The organism is Pseudoalteromonas sp. H105 (assembly GCF_001469215.1).
Classification (GTDB): domain Bacteria; phylum Pseudomonadota; class Gammaproteobacteria; order Enterobacterales; family Alteromonadaceae; genus Pseudoalteromonas.
Genome location: NZ_LOFH01000007.1, coordinates 172,405 through 197,373 on the forward strand (window position 1 = coordinate 172,405; position 24,969 = coordinate 197,373).

At 41.1% G+C, this 24,969-nt stretch carries 18 protein-coding genes; 13 read left to right on the forward strand and 5 right to left on the reverse strand.

All coding sequences use genetic code 11. From position 1 onward, the window contains the following. Positions 1-107 precede the first annotated feature (107 nt). Both ATS75_RS13315 and ATS75_RS13320 read right to left on the reverse strand, forming a co-directional pair. Positions 108-1,028, reverse strand: coding sequence for a TraB/GumN family protein (locus ATS75_RS13315; protein WP_058560910.1), 921 nt, complete (start codon positions 1,026-1,028; stop codon positions 108-110). A gap of 35 nt (positions 1,029-1,063) precedes the next feature. Then, positions 1,064-1,417: a hypothetical protein gene (locus tag ATS75_RS13320; RefSeq protein WP_235591181.1), complete on the reverse strand. Its 354-nt coding sequence runs from the start codon at positions 1,415-1,417 to the stop codon at positions 1,064-1,066. A 293-nt stretch (positions 1,418-1,710) separates the two neighbouring features. Here ATS75_RS13320 and ATS75_RS13325 point away from each other — a divergent pair, with 293 nt between their 5' ends. Then, the gene (locus ATS75_RS13325) at positions 1,711-3,855 is read left to right on the forward strand and encodes a transcriptional regulator (RefSeq protein WP_058560912.1); all 2,145 of its coding nucleotides are present in this window, start codon (positions 1,711-1,713) and stop codon (positions 3,853-3,855) included. Positions 3,856-3,938: 83 nt separating this feature from the next. Here ATS75_RS13325 and uvrA read toward each other — a convergent pair whose 3' ends face one another. After that, positions 3,939-6,758: an excinuclease ABC subunit UvrA gene (gene uvrA, locus ATS75_RS13330; RefSeq protein WP_058560913.1), complete on the reverse strand. Its 2,820-nt coding sequence runs from the start codon at positions 6,756-6,758 to the stop codon at positions 3,939-3,941. 164 nt (positions 6,759-6,922) lie between these two features. Here uvrA and ATS75_RS13335 point away from each other — a divergent pair, with 164 nt between their 5' ends. Further along, positions 6,923-8,290, forward strand: coding sequence for an MFS transporter (locus tag ATS75_RS13335; protein ID WP_058560914.1), 1,368 nt, complete (start codon positions 6,923-6,925; stop codon positions 8,288-8,290). 20 nt (positions 8,291-8,310) lie between these two features. Beyond that, positions 8,311-9,039, forward strand: coding sequence for a single-stranded DNA-binding protein (ssb, locus tag ATS75_RS13340; protein ID WP_058560915.1), 729 nt, complete (start codon positions 8,311-8,313; stop codon positions 9,037-9,039). A gap of 20 nt (positions 9,040-9,059) precedes the next feature. Here ssb and ATS75_RS20455 read toward each other — a convergent pair whose 3' ends face one another. Then, positions 9,060-9,233 carry a hypothetical protein gene (locus ATS75_RS20455; RefSeq protein ID WP_161936901.1) on the reverse strand — a complete coding sequence of 58 codons (174 nt, stop codon included), beginning with the start codon at positions 9,231-9,233 and terminating at the stop codon, positions 9,060-9,062. 160 nt (positions 9,234-9,393) lie between these two features. Between ATS75_RS20455 and ATS75_RS13345 the strand changes: the two genes are divergently transcribed. Beyond that, positions 9,394-11,124, forward strand: a complete 1,731-nt coding sequence (locus ATS75_RS13345) for an EAL domain-containing protein (RefSeq protein WP_082665481.1) — start codon at positions 9,394-9,396, stop codon at positions 11,122-11,124. 7 nt (positions 11,125-11,131) lie between these two features. Here the strand turns inward: ATS75_RS13345 and ATS75_RS13350 are convergent, their stop codons facing one another. Next, on the reverse strand, positions 11,132-12,019 hold the full coding sequence (locus ATS75_RS13350; RefSeq protein WP_414858289.1) for a 1-aminocyclopropane-1-carboxylate deaminase/D-cysteine desulfhydrase: 888 nt from the start codon (positions 12,017-12,019) through the stop codon (positions 11,132-11,134). A 268-nt stretch (positions 12,020-12,287) separates the two neighbouring features. On the opposite strand from ATS75_RS13350, the gene ATS75_RS13355 reads away from it, so the two are divergent. From ATS75_RS13355 to tldD, 9 genes are all read left to right on the forward strand, one after another. Next, positions 12,288-14,297 carry an SUMF1/EgtB/PvdO family nonheme iron enzyme gene (locus tag ATS75_RS13355; protein WP_058560918.1) on the forward strand — a complete coding sequence of 670 codons (2,010 nt, stop codon included), beginning with the start codon at positions 12,288-12,290 and terminating at the stop codon, positions 14,295-14,297. Positions 14,298-14,431: 134 nt separating this feature from the next. Next, positions 14,432-15,475: a rod shape-determining protein gene (locus tag ATS75_RS13360; protein ID WP_058560919.1), complete on the forward strand. Its 1,044-nt coding sequence runs from the start codon at positions 14,432-14,434 to the stop codon at positions 15,473-15,475. Next, positions 15,475-16,317 carry a rod shape-determining protein MreC gene (gene mreC / locus ATS75_RS13365; protein ID WP_201020966.1) on the forward strand — a complete coding sequence of 281 codons (843 nt, stop codon included), beginning with the start codon at positions 15,475-15,477 and terminating at the stop codon, positions 16,315-16,317. The genes ATS75_RS13360 and mreC overlap by 1 nt, the downstream gene beginning before the upstream one ends. Then, entirely contained in the window at positions 16,310-16,789 is a 480-nt protein-coding gene (mreD, locus tag ATS75_RS13370) for a rod shape-determining protein MreD (RefSeq protein WP_082665482.1), read from the forward strand. Before mreC ends, mreD begins: the two co-directional genes overlap by 8 nt. Next, positions 16,789-17,358 carry a Maf family protein gene (locus ATS75_RS13375; RefSeq protein WP_058560920.1) on the forward strand — a complete coding sequence of 190 codons (570 nt, stop codon included), beginning with the start codon at positions 16,789-16,791 and terminating at the stop codon, positions 17,356-17,358. Before mreD ends, ATS75_RS13375 begins: the two co-directional genes overlap by 1 nt. A gap of 1 nt (position 17,359) precedes the next feature. Then, positions 17,360-18,832, forward strand: coding sequence for a ribonuclease G (rng, locus tag ATS75_RS13380; protein WP_058560921.1), 1,473 nt, complete (start codon positions 17,360-17,362; stop codon positions 18,830-18,832). Beyond that, on the forward strand, positions 18,832-22,695 hold the full coding sequence (locus tag ATS75_RS13385) for a YhdP family protein (protein ID WP_058560922.1): 3,864 nt from the start codon (positions 18,832-18,834) through the stop codon (positions 22,693-22,695). Before rng ends, ATS75_RS13385 begins: the two co-directional genes overlap by 1 nt. Next, entirely contained in the window at positions 22,692-23,528 is an 837-nt protein-coding gene (locus tag ATS75_RS13390; protein ID WP_058560923.1) for a carbon-nitrogen hydrolase family protein, read from the forward strand. Before ATS75_RS13385 ends, ATS75_RS13390 begins: the two co-directional genes overlap by 4 nt. After that, positions 23,525-24,964, forward strand: coding sequence for a metalloprotease TldD (gene tldD, locus ATS75_RS13395; RefSeq protein ID WP_058560924.1), 1,440 nt, complete (start codon positions 23,525-23,527; stop codon positions 24,962-24,964). Before ATS75_RS13390 ends, tldD begins: the two co-directional genes overlap by 4 nt. The last annotated feature ends 5 nt before the right edge of the window (positions 24,965-24,969 follow it).

A 24,969-nucleotide genomic window follows, 5' to 3' on the forward strand; every position in this document is an offset into this window, starting at 1 on the left:
CTATAAAAAAATGCCGCTTATTAGCGGCATTTTTTATAGAACACAACTTAGCATCACAGAGCTGAACATAAGCAGCAGCGATATAGCAAGCTTGTCGGTTTTATCCATTATTCTGCCCTTTTGACCGTTACATCTACTGTGCTATCAACTTCCACTAAAGAAACGCGGTAACCTTTGCTCTCAAGCAGTGTCAACAAGCTATCTTCACCTGCAAGGTGTGCGACTCCAACCAGTACAAACTCACTTTTATCGTTGTTAAACATGGCTTCTACTTTTGGTAACCAGTCATTATTTCTATCAGCAATAAGCTGTTTGTAGCTATTAGGATCATTTTGCTGCATATCTTCAAGTGCGACTTTATTTAGTGTATCGGTATCGCCTTCTCGCCACGCAGTTAATAATCCTTTAAACATCTCACTGTAGTTATTCATTTCAGCTAAGTTACGTTTAATAAAGTCATTCTCGTTACCTTGGCCCATTGTTTTAAATAGCGCTAGTTGAAACTCCATTGTTTCTAAGTAATTTTTTGTTTTATTATCCTCAGTGGCTTTTTTTGTGAAGTAAGCATCAACCCCTTCACCCATTAAATTTTGTTTTTGCAGTTCCATCGACATTAAAACAATACTCACCATCGCAGGGCGAAAACCATCTAATTTAGCGAGATTAGCGCCAAACTCACCAAGCTTATTTTCAAGTGAGACTTTAACTTCGGGTTCTAGTTTCTGACTTAGCGTTTCGTTATTTGTGTATGACAGCGCACCTAGCATTTGCATTTGTGCATTGGTATCAGCAGGGTCAGGAACAGGCGCTTCAAAAATAATCGTATCTGCTTGTTCATAAGCATGGCCAAACTCAGCAGGCAATGGCATTTCAGCTTTAGGTAAAATATGTACTGTACCGCCAATAAATAGCGAGTCATTTCCTTTGCTTATTTGCCATACAGAGCTTTGTGCATGTGCTGAATTGGCTATGAAACTACATCCGAGTAAAGCGCTTGCAGAGACTAATTTTTTTGTGAAGTTTTTCATGGTGATTCCTTAATCTAATTTTAAATTAATTGTTTTTAGTTAGAGAGTGCAGCGCTGAAATAAGCAGAAATTGACGATGTTACTTTTGAAAGGTTTTTATCAATTTGTGCGTTTATTTTGTTCATTGAAGAGTCAAGCTCTGTTGTTATTTTTTCATCTATTGAAGAAAGTAGCGTTTGCGTATCAACATAACTTGTTAAAGACTCTGTTGTGTCTATTTTGTTGGTCGCTTGTTGCTTTTCATTCATTGGCTTGGTTGTTTCTATCTGTTCACCAATCATGCATTGCTCAAGGCTTACGTGAAAAGCATGTTGTTTTGTATCAACTGCGATAGCTGAAGTAGTATTAAACGCGGCGGCTAGTAGTAAAGCAGGTAAAGTTTTTTTCATTGTGCTGTTCATAATTAAACCTTTTATATTTTTAATTGCAGCTAATTTAGAATCACACATGATTGTTGTTAAGCTGCTTGTTGATGACGGTTTAAAGAATATCGCTGAATTTATTAAGAGTCGCTTATCTAGTTATGAGCAATTAATAGATAAGGTTTCATGATTAATTATTTGTTTTAATTTAGTGAGTTATCTTTAAACCTTATATTGCCAATATAAGGTTTAAAATGCTTTTTCTACAAAATAATCTGTAGATGTGGTACGGTTTACAAAAATAAAAATACGTAAAGACTATGAATTATCAAATCGGACCTTGGCAATTTATTAGTAATCGGTGTGTGATTACTTCAGATAACTTAGAAAGGGAATTAGATCCACTTTTAGTTAAGTTACTACTGCATTTTATAAATAAGCCTCAGCAAATAATTTCTCGTCAAACGCTAATTGAGAATGTGTGGCAGCAAAGCTTTGTTGATGATAATGCGATTAACCGAGCAATTTCAGAGTTAAGAAAGCAGCTCGCCCACCCAACTGAAAAAGCACCCCTTTTAAAAACACATTACCGAAAAGGTTACAGCTTAACTGTAATACCAAAGAACTTAGCGCAAGCGAATGAAAGTGAGCAACCAGCAAATCCGTCGCCTGAAACCACGATTATAAATACAGTAAATGAAAATGCTGCCAAGACAATTATTTCGCAACCGGTTAAAAGTAAGACGATTAAAAAGTTAGTGCCTTATGTTTGTTTAGTCACTGCTTGCCTGTGCTTTTTAGTATGGTTAGGGTTTATTTTTATAAATCCCTCTTCTGCAGAAAAGGTTGAACAGATCACGGTGAATAAGGTCGCAAGTACCTGGAATATAGGCAGTGAAGTTCACCCTGAGATATCCTCAGATAAACAATATTTAGCTTATACAAATGTTGAGCCGGAAGGGGATTTTAATCGTGCATTCGTTAAGCGTCTTTCAGATCAACGAGAAGTCGAGCTTACGTACCCAGGGTTTCAAGTGTCCGTTTTATCATGGCAGTTAAACCAGCATGCAGTGCTATTACAAGCGACAAACTTAAAACAGCAACAGTGCGAAATGGTATTGGTTGATTTAAGCCAGTTTCCCATAATTGGAGACGCTCAACGTATAAAAAAATGTGACTTAAGATACACAGGTTATGCGCAAGTAGATCAAATGCGTGAGCATATTTATTATACTGAGTATAAGAATGAACAAGACGGTTCAGGCTTATATAAATTTGATTTGGCATTACAAAAGGAGTCCATAGTTATTCCGCCGCCAGGTGTAATGTATGGTGTGATGCTGCCACGTCTATCTCATTCAGGTAATAAAATAGCGTATATATTGAGTCAAAAAGGCCTGCCTTTTTCTGTATTTAGTTACGACTTCACAACGCGTGAGACTAAGCGGTTATTTAAGGCGAAGAGAAGATCAATTAGTTTCGCGTTTGACTGGCTTGCAAACGATAAAGGCGTGATTGTGTTTGAAGACTCTGATCTCTCAAGCATAGTATTTGATAAAAATAATGTTGTTACACGGACATTTTCGGTTATACCTGCAATTTCACCTTATTACATTGCGGTTCAATCTGCTAATAGCCTGTTTTATTCAGCCAATAAAACACAAGCATACTCGTTAATTAAAGCGACCAACCTTTTTAGCGATAACCCTGAATATGAGCCATTGTATAAAAGTGATAAAGATGACTACAACATTGTTGAGGTAATTAATAAAGTGGGGCCAGCGCATATTTTTGTATCCGAGCGTTCTGGCAGTAGTCAATTATGGAGCTCTCAAAATGGACTTACAAAACAACTGAGTTTCTTTGACTATGACGGCGCATCAACGACTTATATGTTACGAGGGCTAAGCGTCTCCCCTAATAAGCAGCGCATATTACTGGTAAAAGGTAAAAGCCATGCTTTTTATGATGTAAATGCTCAAAAACTTTATCCGCTAGACGAATTTAACGGACGTAAAATAGTCAGTTATATTTGGTCGAAAAATAACGAAAGCATTATTTATATTGAGCAGCTTGACTCAAAAAATAACGTAGCTGAACTTAATTTACTCACTCGAGATACCCGTGTAATAGAGGGAATGAATGCCAATAAACTCATTTCAGATAATGAAGGCAACGCGTATGCTGTCAGCCATAATCAGTTAATTCGACTTGCAGATAAGCACAGTTGGGAGTTACCTGAAAGCGCCAGAAAAGCCAATGTATATGGGATTAGCAAAGACTATTTCTACTATTCCGACTCTATTTCGAGAATCGCTAGGCTTAATTTACAGGAGCAAACCATTCAAGATACGCACGTCGATTTTCGACCTATTGCTTTTGAAGTGAGTTCAGATAACGAAATTTTATTTACTGGTGCTAAGTACAAGGATATGCAGATAATACAAATTAGTTGGGATGAGTAGGAAGCGATTACACCAATAAATGTAAAGTGTTATGCATAAAAAACACCAAGCAGTTAAACTGCTTGGTGTTTTAATATTATGTATTAAAGTAATGGTTTCAAATAATGCCCAGTATGTGAACGCTCACATTCAGCTACTTTCTCTGGTGTATCGGCAATAAGAATTTCACCACCTCCGGCACCTCCTTCAGGGCCTAAATCGACAATCCAGTCTGCTGTTTTTATCACATCAAGGTTGTGCTCAATCACGACTATGGTATTGCCATGATCACGCAAGCGATGCAGTACAACTAATAATTGTTCTATATCAGCAAAATGCAAGCCGGTCGTTGGCTCATCAAGAATGTATAAAGTTTTACCTGTATCACGTTTAGAAAGCTCACGGGCAAGTTTAACGCGCTGTGCTTCACCACCAGACAGTGTTGTAGCAGCTTGGCCTAAACGAATATAAGATAACCCTACATCCATTAATGTTTTTAGTTTACGCGCAATGGCCGGTATTTTATCGAAGTAGTCGTGCGCATCTTCAACGGTCATCTCAAGGACTTGGTGAATGTTTTTACCTTTATATTGTACTTCTAAGGTTTCACGGTTGTAGCGTTGACCTTTACATACATCACAGGGTACATACACATCTGGTAAAAAGTGCATTTCTACTTTGATAACGCCATCGCCCTGGCAAGCCTCACAGCGACCGCCTTTCACGTTAAAGCTAAAGCGACCCACTTTATAACCGCGAGAGCGCGATTCTTGTGTGCCCGCAAACAATTCACGGATACCCGTAAAGATGCCAGTATAGGTTGCAGGGTTAGAGCGCGGTGTACGACCGATTGGGCTTTGATCAATATCGATGACTTTATCGAAGTGCTCAAGCCCTTTTATTTCTTTATAAGGTGCTGCTTCTGCCGTGGTCGCACCATTTAGCTCAGTATGCGCGAGCTTAAATAATGTATCGTTGATTAAGGTTGATTTACCTGAACCAGAAACACCAGTGATACAAGTCATTAAGCCAAATGGAATGTGTAAATCAACATTTTTAAGGTTATTACCTGTGGCACCAAATAGCTCAAGCCATTTGTCATTAGTTGGGTGGCGCTGGGCTGGGACCTCTATTTTACGTTTTCCAGATAAAAATTGACCAGTAACAGACTTCTCACTGGCTAAAATATCATCGCGCGTTCCTTCTGCAATAACATACCCACCGTGTACACCTGCACCAGGCCCAATATCAATAATATGATCAGCGGCACGTATTGCGTCCTCATCGTGTTCTACCACGATCACTGTGTTCCCTAAATCACGTAGATGAACCAGTGTTTGTAACAGGCGATCATTGTCTCGTTGGTGTAAACCAATAGACGGTTCATCAAGTACATACATTACACCGACTAGGCCAGCGCCAATTTGACTTGCAAGACGAATACGCTGTGCTTCACCACCAGAGAGTGTATCTGCGCTGCGTTCAAGCGATAAGTAGTTTAATCCAACATTAATTAAGAACGATAGACGATCACGAATCTCTTTTAAGATCTTCTCCGCTATTTGACCACGCTGCCCCGTTAAAGTCAGGGTTTGAAAGAACTCCATAGCCTCACCGATACTCATCGAGGTGATATCAGGTAAGTTGGTTTGCCCTATAAATACACTGCGTGCTTCTTGTCGAAGTCTTGAGCCTTTACAGCTTGGACACGCTTGGCTTGTTTGGTATTTGGCGAGTTCTTCGCGCACGGAGTTTGATTCAGTTTCGCGGTAGCGGCGGTTCATATTATTTAACACGCCTTCAAATTCATGATTACGTGTTATTAAATCGCCACGATCATTGCGATAATTAAACGCAATTTTAGTGCTGCCAGAGCCTTCGAGGATAACTTTCTGATTCTCTTTACTAAGCTCTTGAAAAGGCACTTCTAAATCAAATTTATAATGCTCGGCAACCGCTTGTAGCATTTGGAAATAATAGAAACTGCGTTTGTCCCATCCTTTTATCGCGCCGCCCGATAAGCTCAGTTCAGGGTTTTGAATCACGCGATTAGGGTCAAAATACTGTCTTACCCCTAAACCATCACAACTTTGACATGCGCCTGCTGGGTTATTAAACGAAAATAATCGAGGTTCCAGTTCGGTCATAGCATAGCCACATGTTGGGCATGCAAAATTTGCAGAGAGCAGCAATTCTTCGCTGTTTGTGTCATCCATCGAAGCGATTATCGCAACTCCCGATGAAAGCTCTAATGCAGTTTCGAATGATTCAGCTAAGCGCTGTTGAAGACCTTCTTTTACTTTAAAGCGGTCAACGACGACTTCAATAGTGTGTTTTTTGTGTAGCTCCAGGGTAGGAGGATCGGATAAATCACACACCTCACCATCAATGCGTGCGCGAATATAACCCTGACTTGCTAATTGTTCTAATAACTTAACATGTTCGCCTTTACGCTCTTTAACCACAGGCGCTAGCAACATGAGTTTACTGCCTTCTTCAAATGCTAATACAGTATCAACCATTTGACTAACGGTTTGCGCAGCAAGCGGTAAATCATGCGTTGGACAGCGTGGTTCACCGACACGAGCAAACATTAAACGAAGGTAATCATAGATTTCGGTAATGGTACCTACCGTTGAGCGTGGATTGTGTGACGTTGATTTTTGCTCAATGGAAATGGCAGGAGAAAGGCCTTCTATGTGATCAACGTCAGGCTTTTCCATCAATGATAAAAACTGCCTCGCGTAAGCAGATAACGATTCTACATACCGACGTTGCCCTTCTGCATATAATGTGTCAAATGCTAAAGACGATTTACCAGAACCGGATAGGCCAGTGATAACAATTAATTTATCACGGGGAATGGTTAGGCTGATGTCTTTTAAATTGTGCGTGCGGGCGCCTCGGACTTCAATGTTTTCCATGCTATCTCGTTTCATTACCAAATGTATTTATTGAGTATCTCATAATACGCGGGAAGATTAATCCTTGATCAATGAAAAATCATCGCTTTGAGGCGATTATTTATTCTTAAGCTTGTGATAGAATCCCCCCTCGAATTCTAATAGACAGCAAGAACACGCGAATCATGACAGCTTCTTCACTCAACTCACGAGAAAAACGTGCCGCAGTTACCTTAGCGAGCGTGTTTGCATTTCGTATGCTTGGCCTTTTTATGCTGATGCCTGTATTGGCTATTTATGGTCAGCAGCTTTCAGGCTTTTCTCCGCTATGGATTGGTATCGCTATTGGTGCTTACGGACTTACACAAGCGGTGTTGCAAATACCCATGGGTTGGTTATCAGATAAAATCGGCCGCAAAAAAGTGATTGTCGGTGGTTTAAGTGTGTTTGCTTTAGGTTCTGTGATTGCCGCAACGGCTGATTCAATGCAAATGGTAACAGTGGGGCGTGCGTTACAAGGTATGGGTGCAATTGCCAGTTCGTTATTAGCGTTTGCCTCTGATTTAAGCCGTGATGAACAGCGACCAAAAGTAATGGCCGTAATTGGCATGAGCATAGGTATGAGCTTTGCGTTTGCGATGTTACTAGGCCCAATGGTCGCGGCTTCTTGGGGAGTTGCGGGAGTATTCTGGCTAACGGCAATATTAGCGGTATTAGGGATATTTATTGTACTTTTTCTTGTGCCTAAAGCTGTCAATAAAGCGCCTAAAGGCGATACATTGGCCAGTTTTTCTGACATAAAAAAATTGGTTAAGCATTCGCAGCTCGCTCGATTAGATTTTGGTGTGATGTTACTGCATTTAACGTTGACCGCTATCTTTGTGGCCCTGCCTGGGCAATTAATTGTCAAAGGTTTAGCGGCTGAAGCACATTGGCAAGTTTATATTCCAGTGTTGATTTTAGCGTTTTTGTTAATGGCTCCAGTGATGATGATTGCTATTCGCAAAGAAAAAGAAAAGCAGGCTTTTTTAGGGTCTATCATTGTGCTGGTGTTGAGCATGGTTGCTCTAGCCGCGGGGGTTAACTCAGTGATAGGTATGGCGATGTGTATGCTCGCATACTTCATCGCTTTCAATTTTTTAGAAGCAACAATGCCTGCGCTCGTTTCGCGCTTAGCGCCTGCAAATCAAAAAGGCTCTGCGATGGGCGTGTTTTCCTCAGGGCAATTTTTTGGCGCTTTTTTAGGTGGTATTTTAGGGGGTTACGTTGCGCAATCAGCAAGCCCGCAAGCAGTGTTTGCCGCAGCCGCACTTGTTGGGTTAATATGGCTTATCCTTGCTTGGCAAATGCAAGTCCCGCCTAGAAGTAAAATGATTAGCTTAATGACGGAATTAAGTTCAGAGCAGCAAGCACAAGCGCTTGCCTCTAAATTGGTTGCTTTACCAGGGGTAATTGAAGCAACAGTTGTGTGCGAAGAAAATCGCAGCTATTTAAAGATTAATGATAAAGAATTTGACCTAGACCATGCCCGGAAAGTGGCAGGTTTAAGCTAACGTAAATAGGAGAAAGGTCCATGGCACGCGGTGTTAATAAAGTAATCTTGGTTGGTAATTTAGGTCAAGATCCAGAAGTACGTTATATGCCTAATGGTAATGGTGTAGCAAACATTACCTTAGCTACTTCAGATAGCTATAAAGACAAAAACACCGGCCAAATGGTCGATAAAACTGAATGGCATCGTGTCGTGTTTTTCGGCAAGTTAGCTGAAATCGTGGGTGAATACTGCCGTAAAGGTTCACAAATTTACGTTGAAGGTAAACTTCAAACACGTAAATGGACCGATCAACAAGGTCAAGAAAAATACACCACAGAAATCGTTGTTGATGGCTTTACTGGTCAAATGCAAATGTTAGGTGCACGTGGTGGTGATCAGCAAGGTGGTGGTTACCAAGGTGGCCAGTCTCAAGGTGGTCAATCACAAGGTGGTTACAACCAGCAGCAAAGCGCACCACAACAAGGTGGCGGTTATGGCCAGCAACAAAGTGCACCACAACAAGGTGGTGGTTACGGGCAGCAACAAAGTGCGCCACAACAAGCACCAGCTGCACGCCAGCAACCAGCCGCTGCACCGCAGCAGAATAACCAATACCAATCAGGTGGTGGTTATAACCAGCAACAAAGCAGTAATGCCAATGCACCGCAACAAGGTGGTTTTGCACCTAAGCCGCAAAATGCACCACAAGGCGGCGCGTCAAACCCAATGGAACCCCCAATTGACTTTGATGACGACATTCCGTTCTAATTCAAGACAAATTTAAAAATTTAGAAAAAACCTTTGAAGCCACTGTATAGTGGCTTTTCTGTATCTACGGCTAAAAAAGGTGTGCGGTGTTGAGGTGACAATGCACTTTTATCTAAGATGATAAGCCGGTCAAAAGGTAAAACATTTAGTAGTTGGTTGCTCTCGCTTCTTGTTAGATCATCAGTGTTATACATGTATGCAACCAAGAAAGTAGTTATTGCTGGTTAGGTAATTATAAATGCGTAAGTTTTACAACTTGAGCATCATGATTACATTTAAAATCGGCTTCAAGCCTTGTGTTTATAAGGATCTTGAACAACACTTGAACTATTCAGTGATCATCCTGTACTAGTTATGGCAATTAAATCGAAAAATGTTCGTGTGAATACTCTCAGTATTTATATTGCTGTTTGTCTCATATTTATGTGTGCATTTAACCTATTACTGGGTGACGTTTTACACAAAAAGGTACATGCAGGCGGGGTGGAGCTCGCTCATCAGGTGCATGACCTAAAATTAGATGTCATTGCCAATAAAGAGATTGTTTCTGCATTGGTTAGTGCTCATGGTTTTATGCTTGAGCCCGAGAGTGGTTCAGCGCCTTTTTATTTTTCTGCTTTGTTAGGTGAGAAAAGTGACATATTCAGTTATGAAAACACTAGTTTAACGCTTTATCACAGGCCATTTTGGGTAGTCGAAAGCTATATATTTATATTACTTAACCTCGTTATTATAGGTTCAATCGTGTGGGGTTACCGTTGGTGGCGAATTCTTTGTAATCGCTATGACATTAATTTTGGCCAAGCAGCTCGCCCTGCTCCTAAAAGCTTACCAAAAAGTATTGTGGATCATACCAGTAACAAACATACTGAAGTACCTAATGCTTTACGTCATCCAATAAAAGATGATGATATGGAAAAGCTGTATTACATACAGCAGGGGAATTACCATTTATTCTCGTTGTTTTATTGCGGACATCCATTTCCCGAAAATATCGATTTAGAAAGCCATTTTAAAGTAGTGATCACCAAAGGGTTTAGTGAACTACCTAAAACGTCTGTCAAATTGCTTAATTCTGGTGGCTTGGCAATTACATTACAAGGCGTACCGCAGTCTAAGCTTGATAGTTATACACACCGGTTACACCAAGTTATTTTTCAGGCTTCGTTAGTGTATCGACAAGATTTATCGCGTAAAAATATTAAAATTGGGGTCTGTAATTATCGATTAGGCGCGGATCAGTCTATTGTTTATCAACTTACTAAATCAGCTCTAGAGCAAGCAAAGCAAAGCCCGTGGCGGCATATACTGCGAATACCTTTTAGCCATACGCATTTTGAAGTGCTCAAAAGTAGCAGTAAAGATTTACCAGAGTATATTGCAAAGAAAAAATTTACGTTATTTTTTCAACCTCTTTTTGATTTACATACAGGAGAGATGCTTCAGCATGAGGCATTAATCAGGATCAGGCACGAGTCTTTAGGGCTATTATCGGCAAGACAGTTTATTCCTCATTTAAAAACGGATACATCAATTATACAGTTAGACATTACTGTGATTGAGCATGTTATATCGATACTTAACAATGAGCCTACAAAATTGGTAGTAAGTATTAATTTGCATTCACAAAACTGGCTGAATCCTCACTTTTGGAAACAGTTTGCAAACATCATTAGTACATTTAAAGGGGCTGATAAGTTACAATTTGAGATCTCTGCAGAGGATTTTAACCGACACCATACTCACCTCACTTCGGCTTTTGAGCAGATTGCCGCAATTAACGCATCAATTGTTATAGATAACATACTTACAAGTGATGAGCTTGCATCTTTACCTCAACTGAGCCTAATAAGAGGGTTAAAGCTTGGTTATGAGCTTATGCATAATATCGACAAGCAACTAAAGCAACAAAAGATTGTGCGTGATATTGTTGCTAAAGCTGAACAACTCAATCTTGGTGTTTATGGTGTAGGTGTTGAAACACAACAAGAGCTACATACGTTAAAACAAGTAGGTGTCAGTGCTGCGCAGGGGTTCTACTTTACGGAACCACTACAAGAGTTTACTCAGGTAACGCTGTATTAAAAAACTTTTAAATAAGCTTTCTATACCGCAGCCCATTTAAACCTTGAAGTCCGCCTGTATGAATTGCAATAATCTTACTCCCTGATGGGAAAAACCCCTGATCAATTAACTGCCATAGTGCAAACATCATTTTCCCCGAATATATCGGTTCAAGAGGTAATTGCTGAGCAGCGAGCATTGATTGGCAAAACTGCCATAACTGCTCACTAAACTTACCATAACCGCCACCGTGGTGATCACACAGGAGTTGCCAGTTATGCTGGCTGTTCGCTCGTTTGCTCAGTGATTTTATCTCGTCAATTAAATATTCAGCTTGTTTTAGTACTGCAACTCCAATGACATGTGTGTTTAGACTCGCTCCCTCGATTAATCCTGCGAGTGTGCCGCCACTGCCAGTCGGACACACAATATAATCACTGTGTGGTAATGACTCTGCCAGTTCTTTACACCCTAATAAGGCGGCTTCATTGGTGCCCCCTTCAGGAAGTAAGTAAGCATTTGGAAAGCGTGTTTGTAATGAAGTTAAATAATCGGGTTTGTTACGCTCACGGTACTCTAGCCGAGTGACAGGATGTAATTGCATTCCTGCTTGTTGGGCAAATTGTAGGGTTGGGTTGTTTAAATCAAGTTCAGGGCCGCGAATGATACCGTGTGTTTTAAAGTTAAATTCTTTTCCAGCAGCGGCACAGGCATGGATGTGGTTTGAAAAGGCCCCTCCAAAAGTGACTAACTCATTTTTACCTTGAGTGTTCATCGCAATTAAATTGTATTTTAATTTACGCCACTTGTTACCACTAATCAGTGGATGTAGTAAATCGTCACGCTTTAGATGCAAGGTAATATTATGCTTGGTGAGTTGTGGGCTTACTATTTGCTGAAGCGAAGATTCTAAAATTGAATACACGGTTTTATCTTTGAGTAGATTGTTGCGTAAGGCTAGCAAATTAATTATCGATAAGAAAATGATTCATGACAGGAGCGTTAAAATGAAGGTTTTCATTAAATGAAACCGTTATTTACTAGCGTGATGGGCGGTAATAGTTGTAAACTCAGATAATTTTTGAACAAAGCTTGTGTTTTGCCTTGCAAGTACATAGCATAAGAGTTTAATTATAAAAAATAAATAATGACCAAATAATTGCCGCTTTTTGGGAATGGAATATATGCGAATTGCTCCTTTATCTCTGTTAATTTCAGCAAGTTTGTTTGCATCGTGTGCATTTGCGCAAGATACAGCAACCGTATCTGGAATTGAATCTGAGATCAGTATTAAACAAGCTGAATACGATAACTCTACACAAATACTAGAAAAACACTTAAAAGAAGAAAGTCAGTTACAAAGCCAACTTGATTTATTACGTGCTCGCTCAGCTGAGCTAGACAAAGAGAAAAACCAAGCGCTTGATGCGATGAATGAAATGTATCGTCGCCTTATTGACGATCCAACTATTGATATAAGTTCTGCTCAGTCACGTTACCAGCAAGCCGTTGTTGATCATAAACAAAATAAAGATGACATCGCGATGCAGTTAGCGGCAATTGCATCACACCGCAAAGACATTGAGCAAATTCGTGTAGCTAAGCATACTCAGCTAAATACCCTCGAAAGTTTAAAAGAGCAATTAACCACAGCACGAGTTGAGCGATTACGAAATGAATTCACTCGCGAAGGAACGCTTGAGGTTGACCACACAATTAACTGTAAGCGCACTGAAACGTTGGCAGCTTGTGAGCAACGCGGCCAACAAATGGGCTTACAAAAGGCCACAAAGCGTTTCATTGATCAAATTTTTGCCAACCTGACTGAAGAGCGCTTAGTTGAGCCTAAGCGGAATATGGCTGGCGCACAGGTGCAAATAATTAGCAGTCACGTTGTAAACAGTGCATTTAGCGGGCAAGGTAATTATAACGTCAACCTTAGTGTAACTATGCGTGGTGATGTTAACAGTAGCCGTTTATGTAGCCTTTTGAGTGTTGATAACAGGTATTGTTCAGAATACGGCACCCCGCTGAGTACATCGTATCAAGCAAGCTATGGGAATAGTTTTTACGACAGTCAGTTAACATTCAGTGATAGTCAGGATAATAATACCGTATCAGTCTCGCGGATGAGTCAGCAGCCTGTTAGAGATTACGCTGTTAAACCGGTCACTAATACAAATCAGCTTGTTGTTGATAATACGAAGAATCAAATGGTCGAGTTGACATTGCGTTCCAATGTATATGATGACGAAGTGTTTATTGATGGAGTGAGTTTTGGTTCTACTCGGTTAGCTACTTCGCTACCACGCGGGATCCATGATATTGAAGTACGCAAGCAGGGGTATAAGCCTTATCGAGTGAGGGTTGATTTACGAAAGCCGCACACGATAAACGCCAAGTTAGTAAAAAAGCCTGAGTCGATTGCTGCACCGACCTTCACCAGAGAGCAAAGCAATAAATCGGTAAGTAGCACGTCGAGCGCTGCCGTTGTTGTTATCCCTGCAGGTACATTCAAAATGGGTGATATTAACGGTAATGGCCTCGCAAACGAGCGGCCAGTGGTCGAAAAAACAATTGAAAACTCGTTTGCTATGCAAAGTAAAGAAGTGACTGTTGGCGAGTACCAAAAATTTGTCTCAAACACAGGTTATAAAACTGAAGCTGAACTCAACCGTGGCTGTGCTTATTACCTGAACGGTGAACCTGTATGGGAAGTCAGTTTAAACTGGCGTAATCCCGGCTTTGAACAAGAAAGTAATTTCCCTGCAGTCTGTTTAACATACAACGATGCTAAAGCTTATGCTAATTGGTTATCAGGTGAAACGGCGCAGCAATACCGTCTACCAAGCGAAGTTGAGTGGGAATACGCTGCTCGTTCAGGTACGACAACCGAATACCCTTGGGGTAACGAAATCGGTAAAAACTTAGCTAACTGTGGTTGGTGTGGCAGTGAATGGTCAAACCGCAGTGCAGCGCCAGTTGGTTCGTTTTCACCCAATGCATTTGGCTTATACGATACTGTCGGGAATGTTTGGGAATGGACTCATCAATCGTCGAGTCAATCAGATGTAACCGTTCGCGGCGGTGCGTGGAATTTTGCACCGAGCCTTGCAAGGGCTGCGACTCGTTTGATTTTAGCGCCTGATTTTCGTGCAAACTACATCGGCTTTCGCTTAGTGCGAGAGCGATAATTATTTTGAAAGGAAGCGGTGCTTCCTTTTTGCTCATTTACCTAGCTAATGATGCTTTTCATTGCTGAACAAACTCAGCGTGTTAAAGTGACTGATAGCTAATATAAGAATATTTTCAAAGGTCATCCAGCCTCATGTTTAAGAAACTCCGTGGTATTTTTTCAAACGATCTATCGATCGACTTGGGTACAGCCAATACCCTTATTTATGTCAAAGATGAAGGCATAGTCCTCAATGAACCATCTGTTGTTGCTATTCGCCAAGAGCGTGCTGGTGGCCCTAAAAGTGTAGCTTCTGTGGGTACCGAAGCAAAGCAGATGCTAGGCCGTACGCCTGGTAATATTAAGGCTATTCGTCCAATGAAAGATGGTGTAATCGCTGACTTTTATGTGACTGAAAAAATGCTTCAGCACTTTATCAAGCAAGTACATAACAACAACTTTATGCGCCCAAGTCCGCGTGTTTTAATTTGCGTGCCATGCGGTGCAACTCAAGTTGAGAAACGTGCGATTAGAGAATCAGCAATGGGGGCGGGTGCCCGCGAGGTTTATTTAATTGAAGAGCCTATGGCCGCAGCGATTGGTGCAGGCTTACCTGTATCGGAAGCAACTGGTTCAATGGTTGTTGACATCGGTGGTGGTACCACTGAAGTTGCCATTATCTCATTAAATGGTGTGGTTTATTCATCATCAGTCCGTATTGGTGGTGATAAGTTTGATGAAGCAATCATTAATTATGTTCGTCGTAACTTTGGTAGTTTGATTGGTGAAGCAACCGCTGAAAATATTAAACATCAGATTGGCTCAGCTTTTAAAACAGATGAGCCAGTTGAAATTGAAGTACGTGGTCGTAACCTGGCTGAAGGTGTACCGCGTTCATTTACACTCAACTCACACGAAATTCTAGAAGCGCTACAAGAGCCGTTAATGGGCATTGTTAGTGCCGTTATGGTGGCGCTTGAACAATCACCGCCGGAGCTTGCATCTGATATCTCTGCAAAGGGCATGGTATTAACAGGTGGTGGTGCATTACTAAAAGATTTAGATCGTTTATTAATGGAAGAAACCGGTATTCCAGTTGTTGTTGCTGATGATCCACTTACATGTGTTGCGCGTGGCGGTGGTAAAGCACTTGAAATGATAGATATGCATGGTGGTGACGTATTTAGTTACGACTAATGAAGCTAATGTTTGGGCGTACTATTTCATTGCAACTGCGACTCTTTGTCGCAGTGCTTTTGAGTATCGTATTGATTGTGGGCGATAAGTTTACTCAAGGTAGTACAACAGTGCGTACGAGTTTAAACACACTTGTTAGCCCATTAATTTATCTTGCTAACTTACCATATGAAGTATTTAGTTTTGGTGCTAAAAGCTTACAAACTCGTGAGCAACTACTCACCGAAAATGAAGCACTTAAACAAAAACAATTGTTACAAAGCGAGCAGTTACAGCAATATCAATTTTTAAGTAAAGAAAACCAAAAACTAAGAGCACTCCTTGGCTCCTCAGCTAAGCAACCTAACCGTAAAATTATAGCTCAAATACTGTCTGTGCATTCAAACCCGTATAGCCATCAAGTGGTTATTAACCGAGGCGCGATTGATGGTTTAAGTGAAGGGCAAGCGGTTATAGATGAGATGGGGGTTGTTGGTCAATTAACTAAGGTTGGGTCAACAACGTCTCGAGTGTTATTGATGACAGACACTACTCATGCAACACCCGTGCGTATTTTACGTAATGAAGTACGTACTGTCGTTGAAGGCATGGGCAAAATAAATCAAGTTAAACTGTCACATGTACCCCACAGTTTAGATGTTCGTATTGGTGATGTGTTGGTCACATCAGGGTTAGGTGGCACATTTCCTGAAGGCTACCCCGTTGCTATCGTGACAGAAATAAACCGAGATGAAGGCAGCCCTTTTGCTCAAGTATACGCTGAGCCTGTGGCTCAATTAGACCGTATTCGTTTATTAGTTGTCTTATGGCGTCAGCAGCAGGAGATTATAAGCAGTGAATAGCCGTCATAGCTTTTTGATTGGGTTGAGTATTTTCTTTGCTTTGATCATGTCTCTTATGCCTTTACCTTTTTCATTTGAACCATTTAGGCCTGATTGGGTGTTGTTGGTTTTAATGTATTGGTCATTAGCCGTTCCCCATCGGTTAAATATTGGCACTGCGTGGATTGTTGGTCTATTGATTGATTTGGCATCGGGATCACCTTTAGGTGTTAATTCACTGACCTTCTCTATTTGTATTTTTGTAACAGCCAGTAACTTTCAAAAAATTCGCAATTTTTCAATATGGCAACAAGCGATTTTAGTGGGTTTATTTTTAATGTTTTACCACCTTATGCAGTTTTGGTTAAATCATTTCTTAATGGACGTTTATTTTAACCCACAGTATCTATGGCCTGTGGTCACCGGGATGCTCAGTTGGCCTTGGATTTTCTTATTACTACGTAAATATCGTCGCCATTTCAGGATCAGATAATGCAAAGTGCAATCTATTTAGCGTCGGCTTCTCCGCGGCGAAAAGAGCTGTTAATGCAGCTTGGTTATGAGTTCTCACAATTTAGTGTCGATGCAGACGAAAGCCAATTAATTAATGAATCAGCTGTCGATTATGTCGAACGGTTAGCGTGCCTTAAAGCGCAAACTGGTGTGGCGATGGGCTACATTGATCGCCCTGTGCTAGGTAGTGATACTGTGGTCGTTATTGATGGTGAAGCGCTCGGGAAACCCAGTGATAAAGCTGATTTTATGACGACTATGCAGCGCCTATCGGGTCGAACTCACCAAGTGTTAACAGCTATCGCTTTTGCCAATCCTGAAGGCGTACTAAGCCAAATTATTCGAACTGACGTCACCTTTAAATCATTATCCAACGATGAGCTAGAACGTTATTGGTTAACTGGTGAGCCAGAGGATAAAGCTGGCGGCTATGGTATTCAGGGACTCGGAGGGCGGTTTGTAACGCATATTTCAGGTAGCTATTTTGCCGTAGTGGGCTTACCTTTATATGAATGCGATAAATTATTAAGTGAATTTTTAAGTAGGTAACATGAGTATAGAATTACTAATTAACGTCACCCCAAGTGAAAGTCGTGTTGCCCTCATCGAGAACGGCGTACTGCAAGAAATTCAGCTCGAACGTATTGGCAATCTAGGTATTGTTGGCAATATTTATCTTGGTAAAATAAGTCGCGTACTGCCGGGTATGCAAGCGGCTTTTGTAGACATTGGGCTAGATAAAGCCGCATTCTTACATGCCTCAGATATTGTTAATAGTGCTTCAATTATTGAAGGTGTTGATGAGCAGCCAGTAAAAAAAGTCCAAGATATACGCGAATTAGTGCGCCAAGGGCAGTTTATTATGGTGCAAGTGGTAAAAGATCCTCTTGGTACAAAAGGGGCGCGATTAACCACTGATATTACCATTCCATCTCGCTATTTAGTCTTTATGCCTGATGCGACCCATGTAGGGGTGAGTCAGCGCATTGAAACAGAAGAAGAGCGCAGTCGTTTGAAGCATATTGTCGCAGACTACTCAGATGAAAATGGCAGCTTTATTGTGCGTACAGCCGCTGAAGGTGCAAGTGAGGCTGAGTTACGCCATGACGCTGCATTTTTAAAGAAGCTGTGGGAAAAAATTGTCAGCAAACGTAAAAAAACCAGCAAAGAAAGCATTCTGCACGAAGACTTAACATTAGCGTTCAGAACGCTAAGGGATTATGTTGGTGAGGACATGGAGCGTATCCGTGTTGACTCTAAGTTGACTTATCACGAGTTAAAAGCCTTTACAGAAGAGTTTGTGCCTATCCTTTCTGGTGCACTTGAGTATTACCCCGGTGAGCGACCTATTTTTGATTTATTTGATGTTGAAAATGAAATTCAAAAAGCATTGCATAGAAAAGTTGAGCTCAAGTCAGGCGGTTATTTAATTATCGATCAAACAGAGGCTATGACGACTGTTGACGTTAACACGGGGGCATTTGTAGGTCATCGTAACCTTGAAGAAACTATTTTTAATACCAATGTTGAAGCAACATCAGCTATTGCACGCCAACTTAGGTTACGAAATTTAGGGGGCATAATCATTATCGATTTTATTGATATGATTAGCGAAGAGCATAAGCGTAGAGTTTTACACTCTCTTGAATCGGCACTAGACAAAGATCGCGCTAAATCAAACATAAATGGTTTATCAGCACTGGGTTTAGTTGAAATGACACGTAAGCGAACCCGTGAGAGCCTAGAACATATATTATGCGATGTATGCCCTGCCTGTTCAGGACGGGGCTCACAAAAAACCGTTGAAACAGTTTGTTATGAGATTCTGCGTGAAATTGTGCGCGTGAACCGTGCCTATGCTGCTGACAAATTTATGGTTTATGCCGCTCCTGCAGTAAGTGAAGCATTGATTAATGATGAGTATCATAACCTAGCAGAACTTGAATTATTTATTGGTAAGCAAGTAAGTATTCAAACAGAAAGCCTCTACAGCCAAGAGCAGTTCGATGTGGTTATGATGTAATGAAGGTAAAAACGGTTTGTTTTTATTGTATGAGGAAGTTATGGCAAGTATTTGCTGTAACTCTCGTATTTTTGGCCGTTATTATCTCTGTTTTAAAATACACGCTCCCCTATGCAAATGACTATAAAGGTGATTTAGAAGGTTATCTTTACGACAAGTTTGCAGTCAATCTATCAATTGGAACTATTTCAGCTAGTTGGCAGGGCAAAGGCCCAGCTATTGTGATGGAAAATATTTCATTTGAGGATAACACCACTTCGCCCATCGCGTTAACAATAGCAAAAGCCAGCCTAGAGCTAAATGTGTGGGAAAGCATTAAAACTCAGCAATTAAAGTCAAATTACTTTGTGATCAACGGGTTTCATGCCAATGTGAATCTGCCTACGCTGCTTGACTCAAATGAAGGTGAAGTTGCGTTTGAGCAAAAGGAACTCATTGAAGGCTTATTTTTAGGTGATACGGGTCACTTTGCGGTTGAAAATAGTAGCATCAACTTTTTAGTTGGTGATGGTAAAGAACGTCGCTTAATTCTTGAGAACATCGTTTGGCAAAACAAACCACAACAACATAGCGGCAGCGGTACATTAGCATTACCGGGTATTTCTGTGGGGACGTTTGATGCCCGAATTGCGCTAAAAGGTGAAACCTTAGAAACAATGGCTGGTGATATTTATGTGCAAGCAAGCCAAGTGGATGTTTCAAAGTGGGTGGCGCAATACAGTAATAAAGATAAACAGGAGTTGAAGTCAGATCTTAACTTAGAATCTTGGATGAGCATTGAAAAAGGCTTAATCACCGATGTTAAAGTTAAGTGGCTACCTAGTTTTATTAATTGGCAGCAAGGCAATGAAGCAAAGCCTTACCAGTTAAGCATTAGCGAAGGCGGTTTTCATTTATTTCCTTGGCAACAAGGCTGGCGGTTAAAAAGCACAGGGTTAGCTGTGAACAGTTTGCAGCATACCTGGCCTAACGTGATGTTTGAAGCGCAACTGGGAACACAAAAACAATTTTGGTTACAAGATTTTGACCTTGATTTAGCCACTAAATTAGCCCAGCTAAGTAATTTTTCATCTTTAGAGCCATTAATTGTACGTGAGCCTAGTGGTGTGATAGACCAAGCCTACGCATCATTTAATTCCTCATCAGATTGGCAGCTTTGGTTCGCGGCAGACAATATCGGCTGGCTTGCAAATCAAGGAATACCTGGTGCAGATGCGTTGCGTATTGAAGGGAACTTAAACCAATCGCGTGGACGAGTCAGTTTATTTGGTGAAAACAATGTATTGTTAACGGAAGACACATTTTCTCATCCCATTAAATACACTCAGCTCAATATGGAAATTGATGCATTGCACACGCCTCAAGGATGGCAGATAAGCAGTGATAACATATGGTTAGACAATAAAGAACTGACGTTAGCTGCAGAAATGAAAGTCAGCTTGGGTGAGCAATCAAGGTTAGACCTATACGCAGAGATTTATGCACCTGATGCGAGTATTGCTGGGCATTATTTTCCATTACCAGTAATGAGCGAAAACCTCGTTAGCTACTTAAATGGCGCGATAAAGCAAGGTGAATTGACCCAAGCGCAAGTGTTGTTTTCAGGGCCATTGTCGGGTTTTCCATTTACTGACAATTCAGGGCAATTTGAAGTACTGGCACAAATTGATAATGCGACTTATCAATTTACCCCTGATTGGCCTAGTGTCACGCAAGCAAGTGCAAAGCTACATTTTGAAAATGAGCGCATGGATATCTATACTCAGCAAGGTCAGTTAGTCAATTTAGCTGTCGGTAATGGTGTGCATGTAAGTATTGCTGATTTAATGAATGCTGATATTTTATCCGTTAAAATTAAAAAACGTGCTGATGCACAATCTTTATTACCTTTTTTCGAAGCGACTCCACTTGAACAACCACTCGCCAACGTATTTTCCGTGATTCAAGGGCAAGGCAGTGCGAATGCCGATATCGAATTGACCGTTGATTTAAATGAGTTGAATGTTAATGCCAAAGGTGTTGTCACACTTAAAGACATGCCAATATACCTTGCTCAGCCTGGTATTCAGTTATCAGCCGTGAACGGTAGATTATACTTTAACGATGATCATGTTGCTTTAAAAAGCGCATCTGCAAATTGGTTAGGTATGCCCATTAAGTTCGACTTTGATGGTAAAAATATAGGTGAAACTTACCGCGGTGAAATTAATATTATTGCGCAAATAAATGCGGAAACATTAATTACAGAAGCGCAGGGGTTGTTTCACAATTATTTAAAAGGTGAAAGTGAGCTGGCAATTAATGTCACATTAAACTTCTTGCCAACAGGCTTTAATTACCTTGCAGAAATAAACTCTCAGCTTGTTGGCCTGACAAGTGAGTTACCAGTACCGTTTGCAAAAGGTGCAGATATTCCATGGCAATTAACAGCGCAAGTACAGGGTGATGAAATTTCTAATTTGATCACTGCAAGTGTCAATAATCAGATTTATTTTAATGCTATTTTGGCAAATGCTAGCGCTAAAATGACGAACGCGCACTTAATTTTAGGGCCTCAAGATTTAGGATTAAACAGAGAAGATTTCTCCGTTTCCATAAATTTAGAGGAAACCCCATTAACGTCTTGGGTTGCGCTGATTGATCAAATTATTGCCATTAGCCAAGCTGAAACTCAAAGTGAAGGTTTTCTTCCCCCATTAAAAGAGGTAGTTGGACAAATAAACCGTTTAACAATTGCTGATATTGCTTTTAATGATTTTGAAATGCGACTTAGACCTCAGCAAAATGCACTTGATTTAAGGCTTAATGCAAAAGAGCTGCGTTCGCAAATAAGTATACCGATTAATCAAACTAGCCGTCCTATTAAAGTAACAAGCGATTATTTACGGTTAAATTTGATTCCAAAGTCTGATGACGCGTTCGCCGTACAAAATGAAATACCTTCGACTGACGATTTAACATGGTTAAATAATATTCCAGCGATTGAGTTCACCTGTCTAGATTGTAAAGTCGAAAACTACCAGCTGGATAAAGTGAGTGCTTCCTTATTTGGTGATGGGACACAATTGATGATTCCAGAGCTTGTCGTTGATAAAGGCGATCATATTTTGCGTGCGAAAGGGCAATGGAAAGCGGGGCAAACACGTTTTCATGGCACCCTACAAAGTGATGACATTGGCGAGCTGTTTGATGAGTTTGATATTACAACTACGGTAAAAGATTCTGATGCCGACATTACGTTTGATTTAGCATGGCAAGGTGCTCCTTATCAGTTTGATATACCCACACTAGCCGGTGATCTAGCATGGGATTTAGAAGATGGTCACCTTGCTGAAATAAGTGATGGCGGGGCACGTGTTTTTTCGTTATTAAGCTTAGATTCGTTAGTTCGAAAACTTAAGCTCGATTTTAGAGATGTATTTTCTAAAGGCTTTTTCTATAACAGTTTTAAGGGAACAATGCAGTTAGATAAGGGCGTTGCTTATACCCAAGATACTAAAATGGATGGAGTCCCAGCAGATTTGACCATTAAAGGTCATACAAATTTAAACACCATGGAAATCAACTATGATTTAGCGGTGGCACCACAAGTAACGTCAAGTATTCCCGTAATAGTGGCGTGGATGGTAAACCCGGTAACAGGTTTAGCGGCATTAGCAATTGATAAAGTGATTCACTCTGCACGGGTTATTTCTGAGATCAATTTTAAGGTAACGGGAAACATGACCGATCCCGTCGTGCAAGAGATAGATAGAAAAAGTCGTGAAGTTGAAATTCCACAAGCTGCTCAAGATCAACCCCAAAAAATCCCGCAGGCAGATGAATTAACACCTAAAGATCCAGCGGAAACGGCAATACTATGAAGCACCCATCTTACTCGCCGGGCCACATTATCGCACTACAAATGTGTTCGGGTATCAATGCTCAACAAAATCTCGCTCAGTTAGCGCAGCAACTTAGCTGCTTGCCCAGTGCTCGCCCTTTATTAGTGTGTTTACCCGAAAGCTTTTTAATTTTTTCGACGTGTGGTGCAGATACACTTGCGCTTGCCGAACAAAGTGATTCATATCAGGCACAGTTAGGTAAGCTGTGCCGTCAATACGATATTTGGTTGGCAGCGGGCACACTCCCTATCGCGGCTGATAACGCGAAATATTATGCAGCGTCGTTATTATTTGATAGCCAAGGGAAAGTGATTGCACAATATAATAAAATTCACTTATTTGATGTTGATGTGGCTGATGGAACAGGCGTCTATCGCGAATCAAATTTTACCCAAGCGGGTAATGATCTGGTCGTGGTTGACTCCCCTTTTGGTAAAATAGGACTAACAGTATGCTATGATCTACGCTTTAGTGGCTTATTTAGTGCATTACAGCGCCAAGGCGCAGAGATTATTTTGGTCCCCAGCGCATTTACTACGGTGACAGGTAAAGCGCATTGGCAGCCCTTATTAACTGCGCGTGCAATAGAGACACAAAGTTACGTTATTGCTGCGGCACAAGCTGGGCAGCATGAAAATGGTCGCGCTACTTATGGTCACAGTTTAATTATTTCTCCTTGGGGCGATATCCTCAGTGAGCTTAAAAATGGCACGGGGTATATTAGTTGCCAGCCAGACTTATCCAGGTTACATGCCATTAGACGAGATATGCCAGTGCAATCTCACCAACGATTTAGAGAGCATTTATTATGAATACGGTTGAACAGCATTTATTACACGACAGCCAGCTAAATCGAGAAGAACTCGAGAAAACGCTTCGCTTTATACATCAACATAACATTGATTACGCCGACTTATATTTTCAATCAAGCCATCATGAATCATGGGTGTTAGAAGATGGTTTGGTAAAAGAAGGTTCTTACAATGTTGAACGCGGTGTAGGTGTTCGCGCTGTAAGTGGTGAAAAAACCGGTTTTTCTTACTCAGATGCAATAAATTTAGAAGCGCTAAATAAAGCCGCAACTGCAGCACGCAGTATTGCCGATGCAGGTGATAATAAATCAATTCAAGTGTTTAGTGATATTGCTGCAAAAGAGCAATACGCACCGCATCAGCCAATTCAGAGCATGAGCGACAGTGATAAAGTAAGCTTATTACGCGAGCTTGAAAACTATATTCGTGAGTTAGCGCCTGACGCTCAGCAAGTGATTAGCTCGATGTCAGCGGTGTATGAAGAGGTATTAATCGCGGCTAGCGATGGTACATTTGCAACAGATATCCGTCCACTTATTCGCTTAAACTGTTCTGTATTACTTGAAAAGAACGGTCGTCGTGAACGAGGCGGTGCTGGTGGCGGTGCACGGTTAGATTATGGCTATTTTAAAGAATTCGAAGACGGGAAACCTCGTTGGATGGGCTTTGCTGAAGAAGCGGTTCGTCAGGCAAAAGTGAACTTAGAAGCCATTGATGCGCCTGCGGGGAGTATGGAAGTCGTACTTGGCGCCGGGTGGCCAGGTGTATTACTGCATGAGGCAGTAGGGCATGGCCTCGAGGGCGACTTTAACCGTAAAGGTGCCTCTGCATTTAGCGGCAAAGTAGGCGAAAAAGTGGCGTCAGAGCTTTGTACTGTTGTTGATGATGGTACGATTGCTGACCGCCGTGGATCATTGAATGTAGATGATGAAGGTACACCTGCGGCTTACAATGTACTTATCGAAAACGGTATTTTAAAAGGTTATATGCAAGATAAGATGAACGCGCGTTTGATGGGGGTTAACCCAACAGGTAACGCGCGCCGTGAATCATACGCGCATTTACCTATGCCTCGCATGACTAATACTTACATGTTAGGCGGCGAGCACAGCCAAGCTGATATTATCAGCACGGTTAAAAAAGGTATTTTTGCGCCAAACTTTGGTGGCGGACAAGTTGATATTACCTCAGGTAAGTTTGTATTTAGTGCCTCAGAAGCCTACTTGATCGAGAATGGTAAAATTACCCAGCCTATTAAAGGGGCAACATTAATTGGTAATGGCCCTGAGGTTATGCAACAAATCTCGATGGTAGGTAATGACCTTGCGCTGGATAAAGGCGTAGGTGTTTGTGGTAAAGATGGTCAAAGTGTACCAGTAGGTGTTGGCCAGCCAAGTTTGAAAATAGATAACCTCACAGTAGGTGGCACGGCTTAATTCTA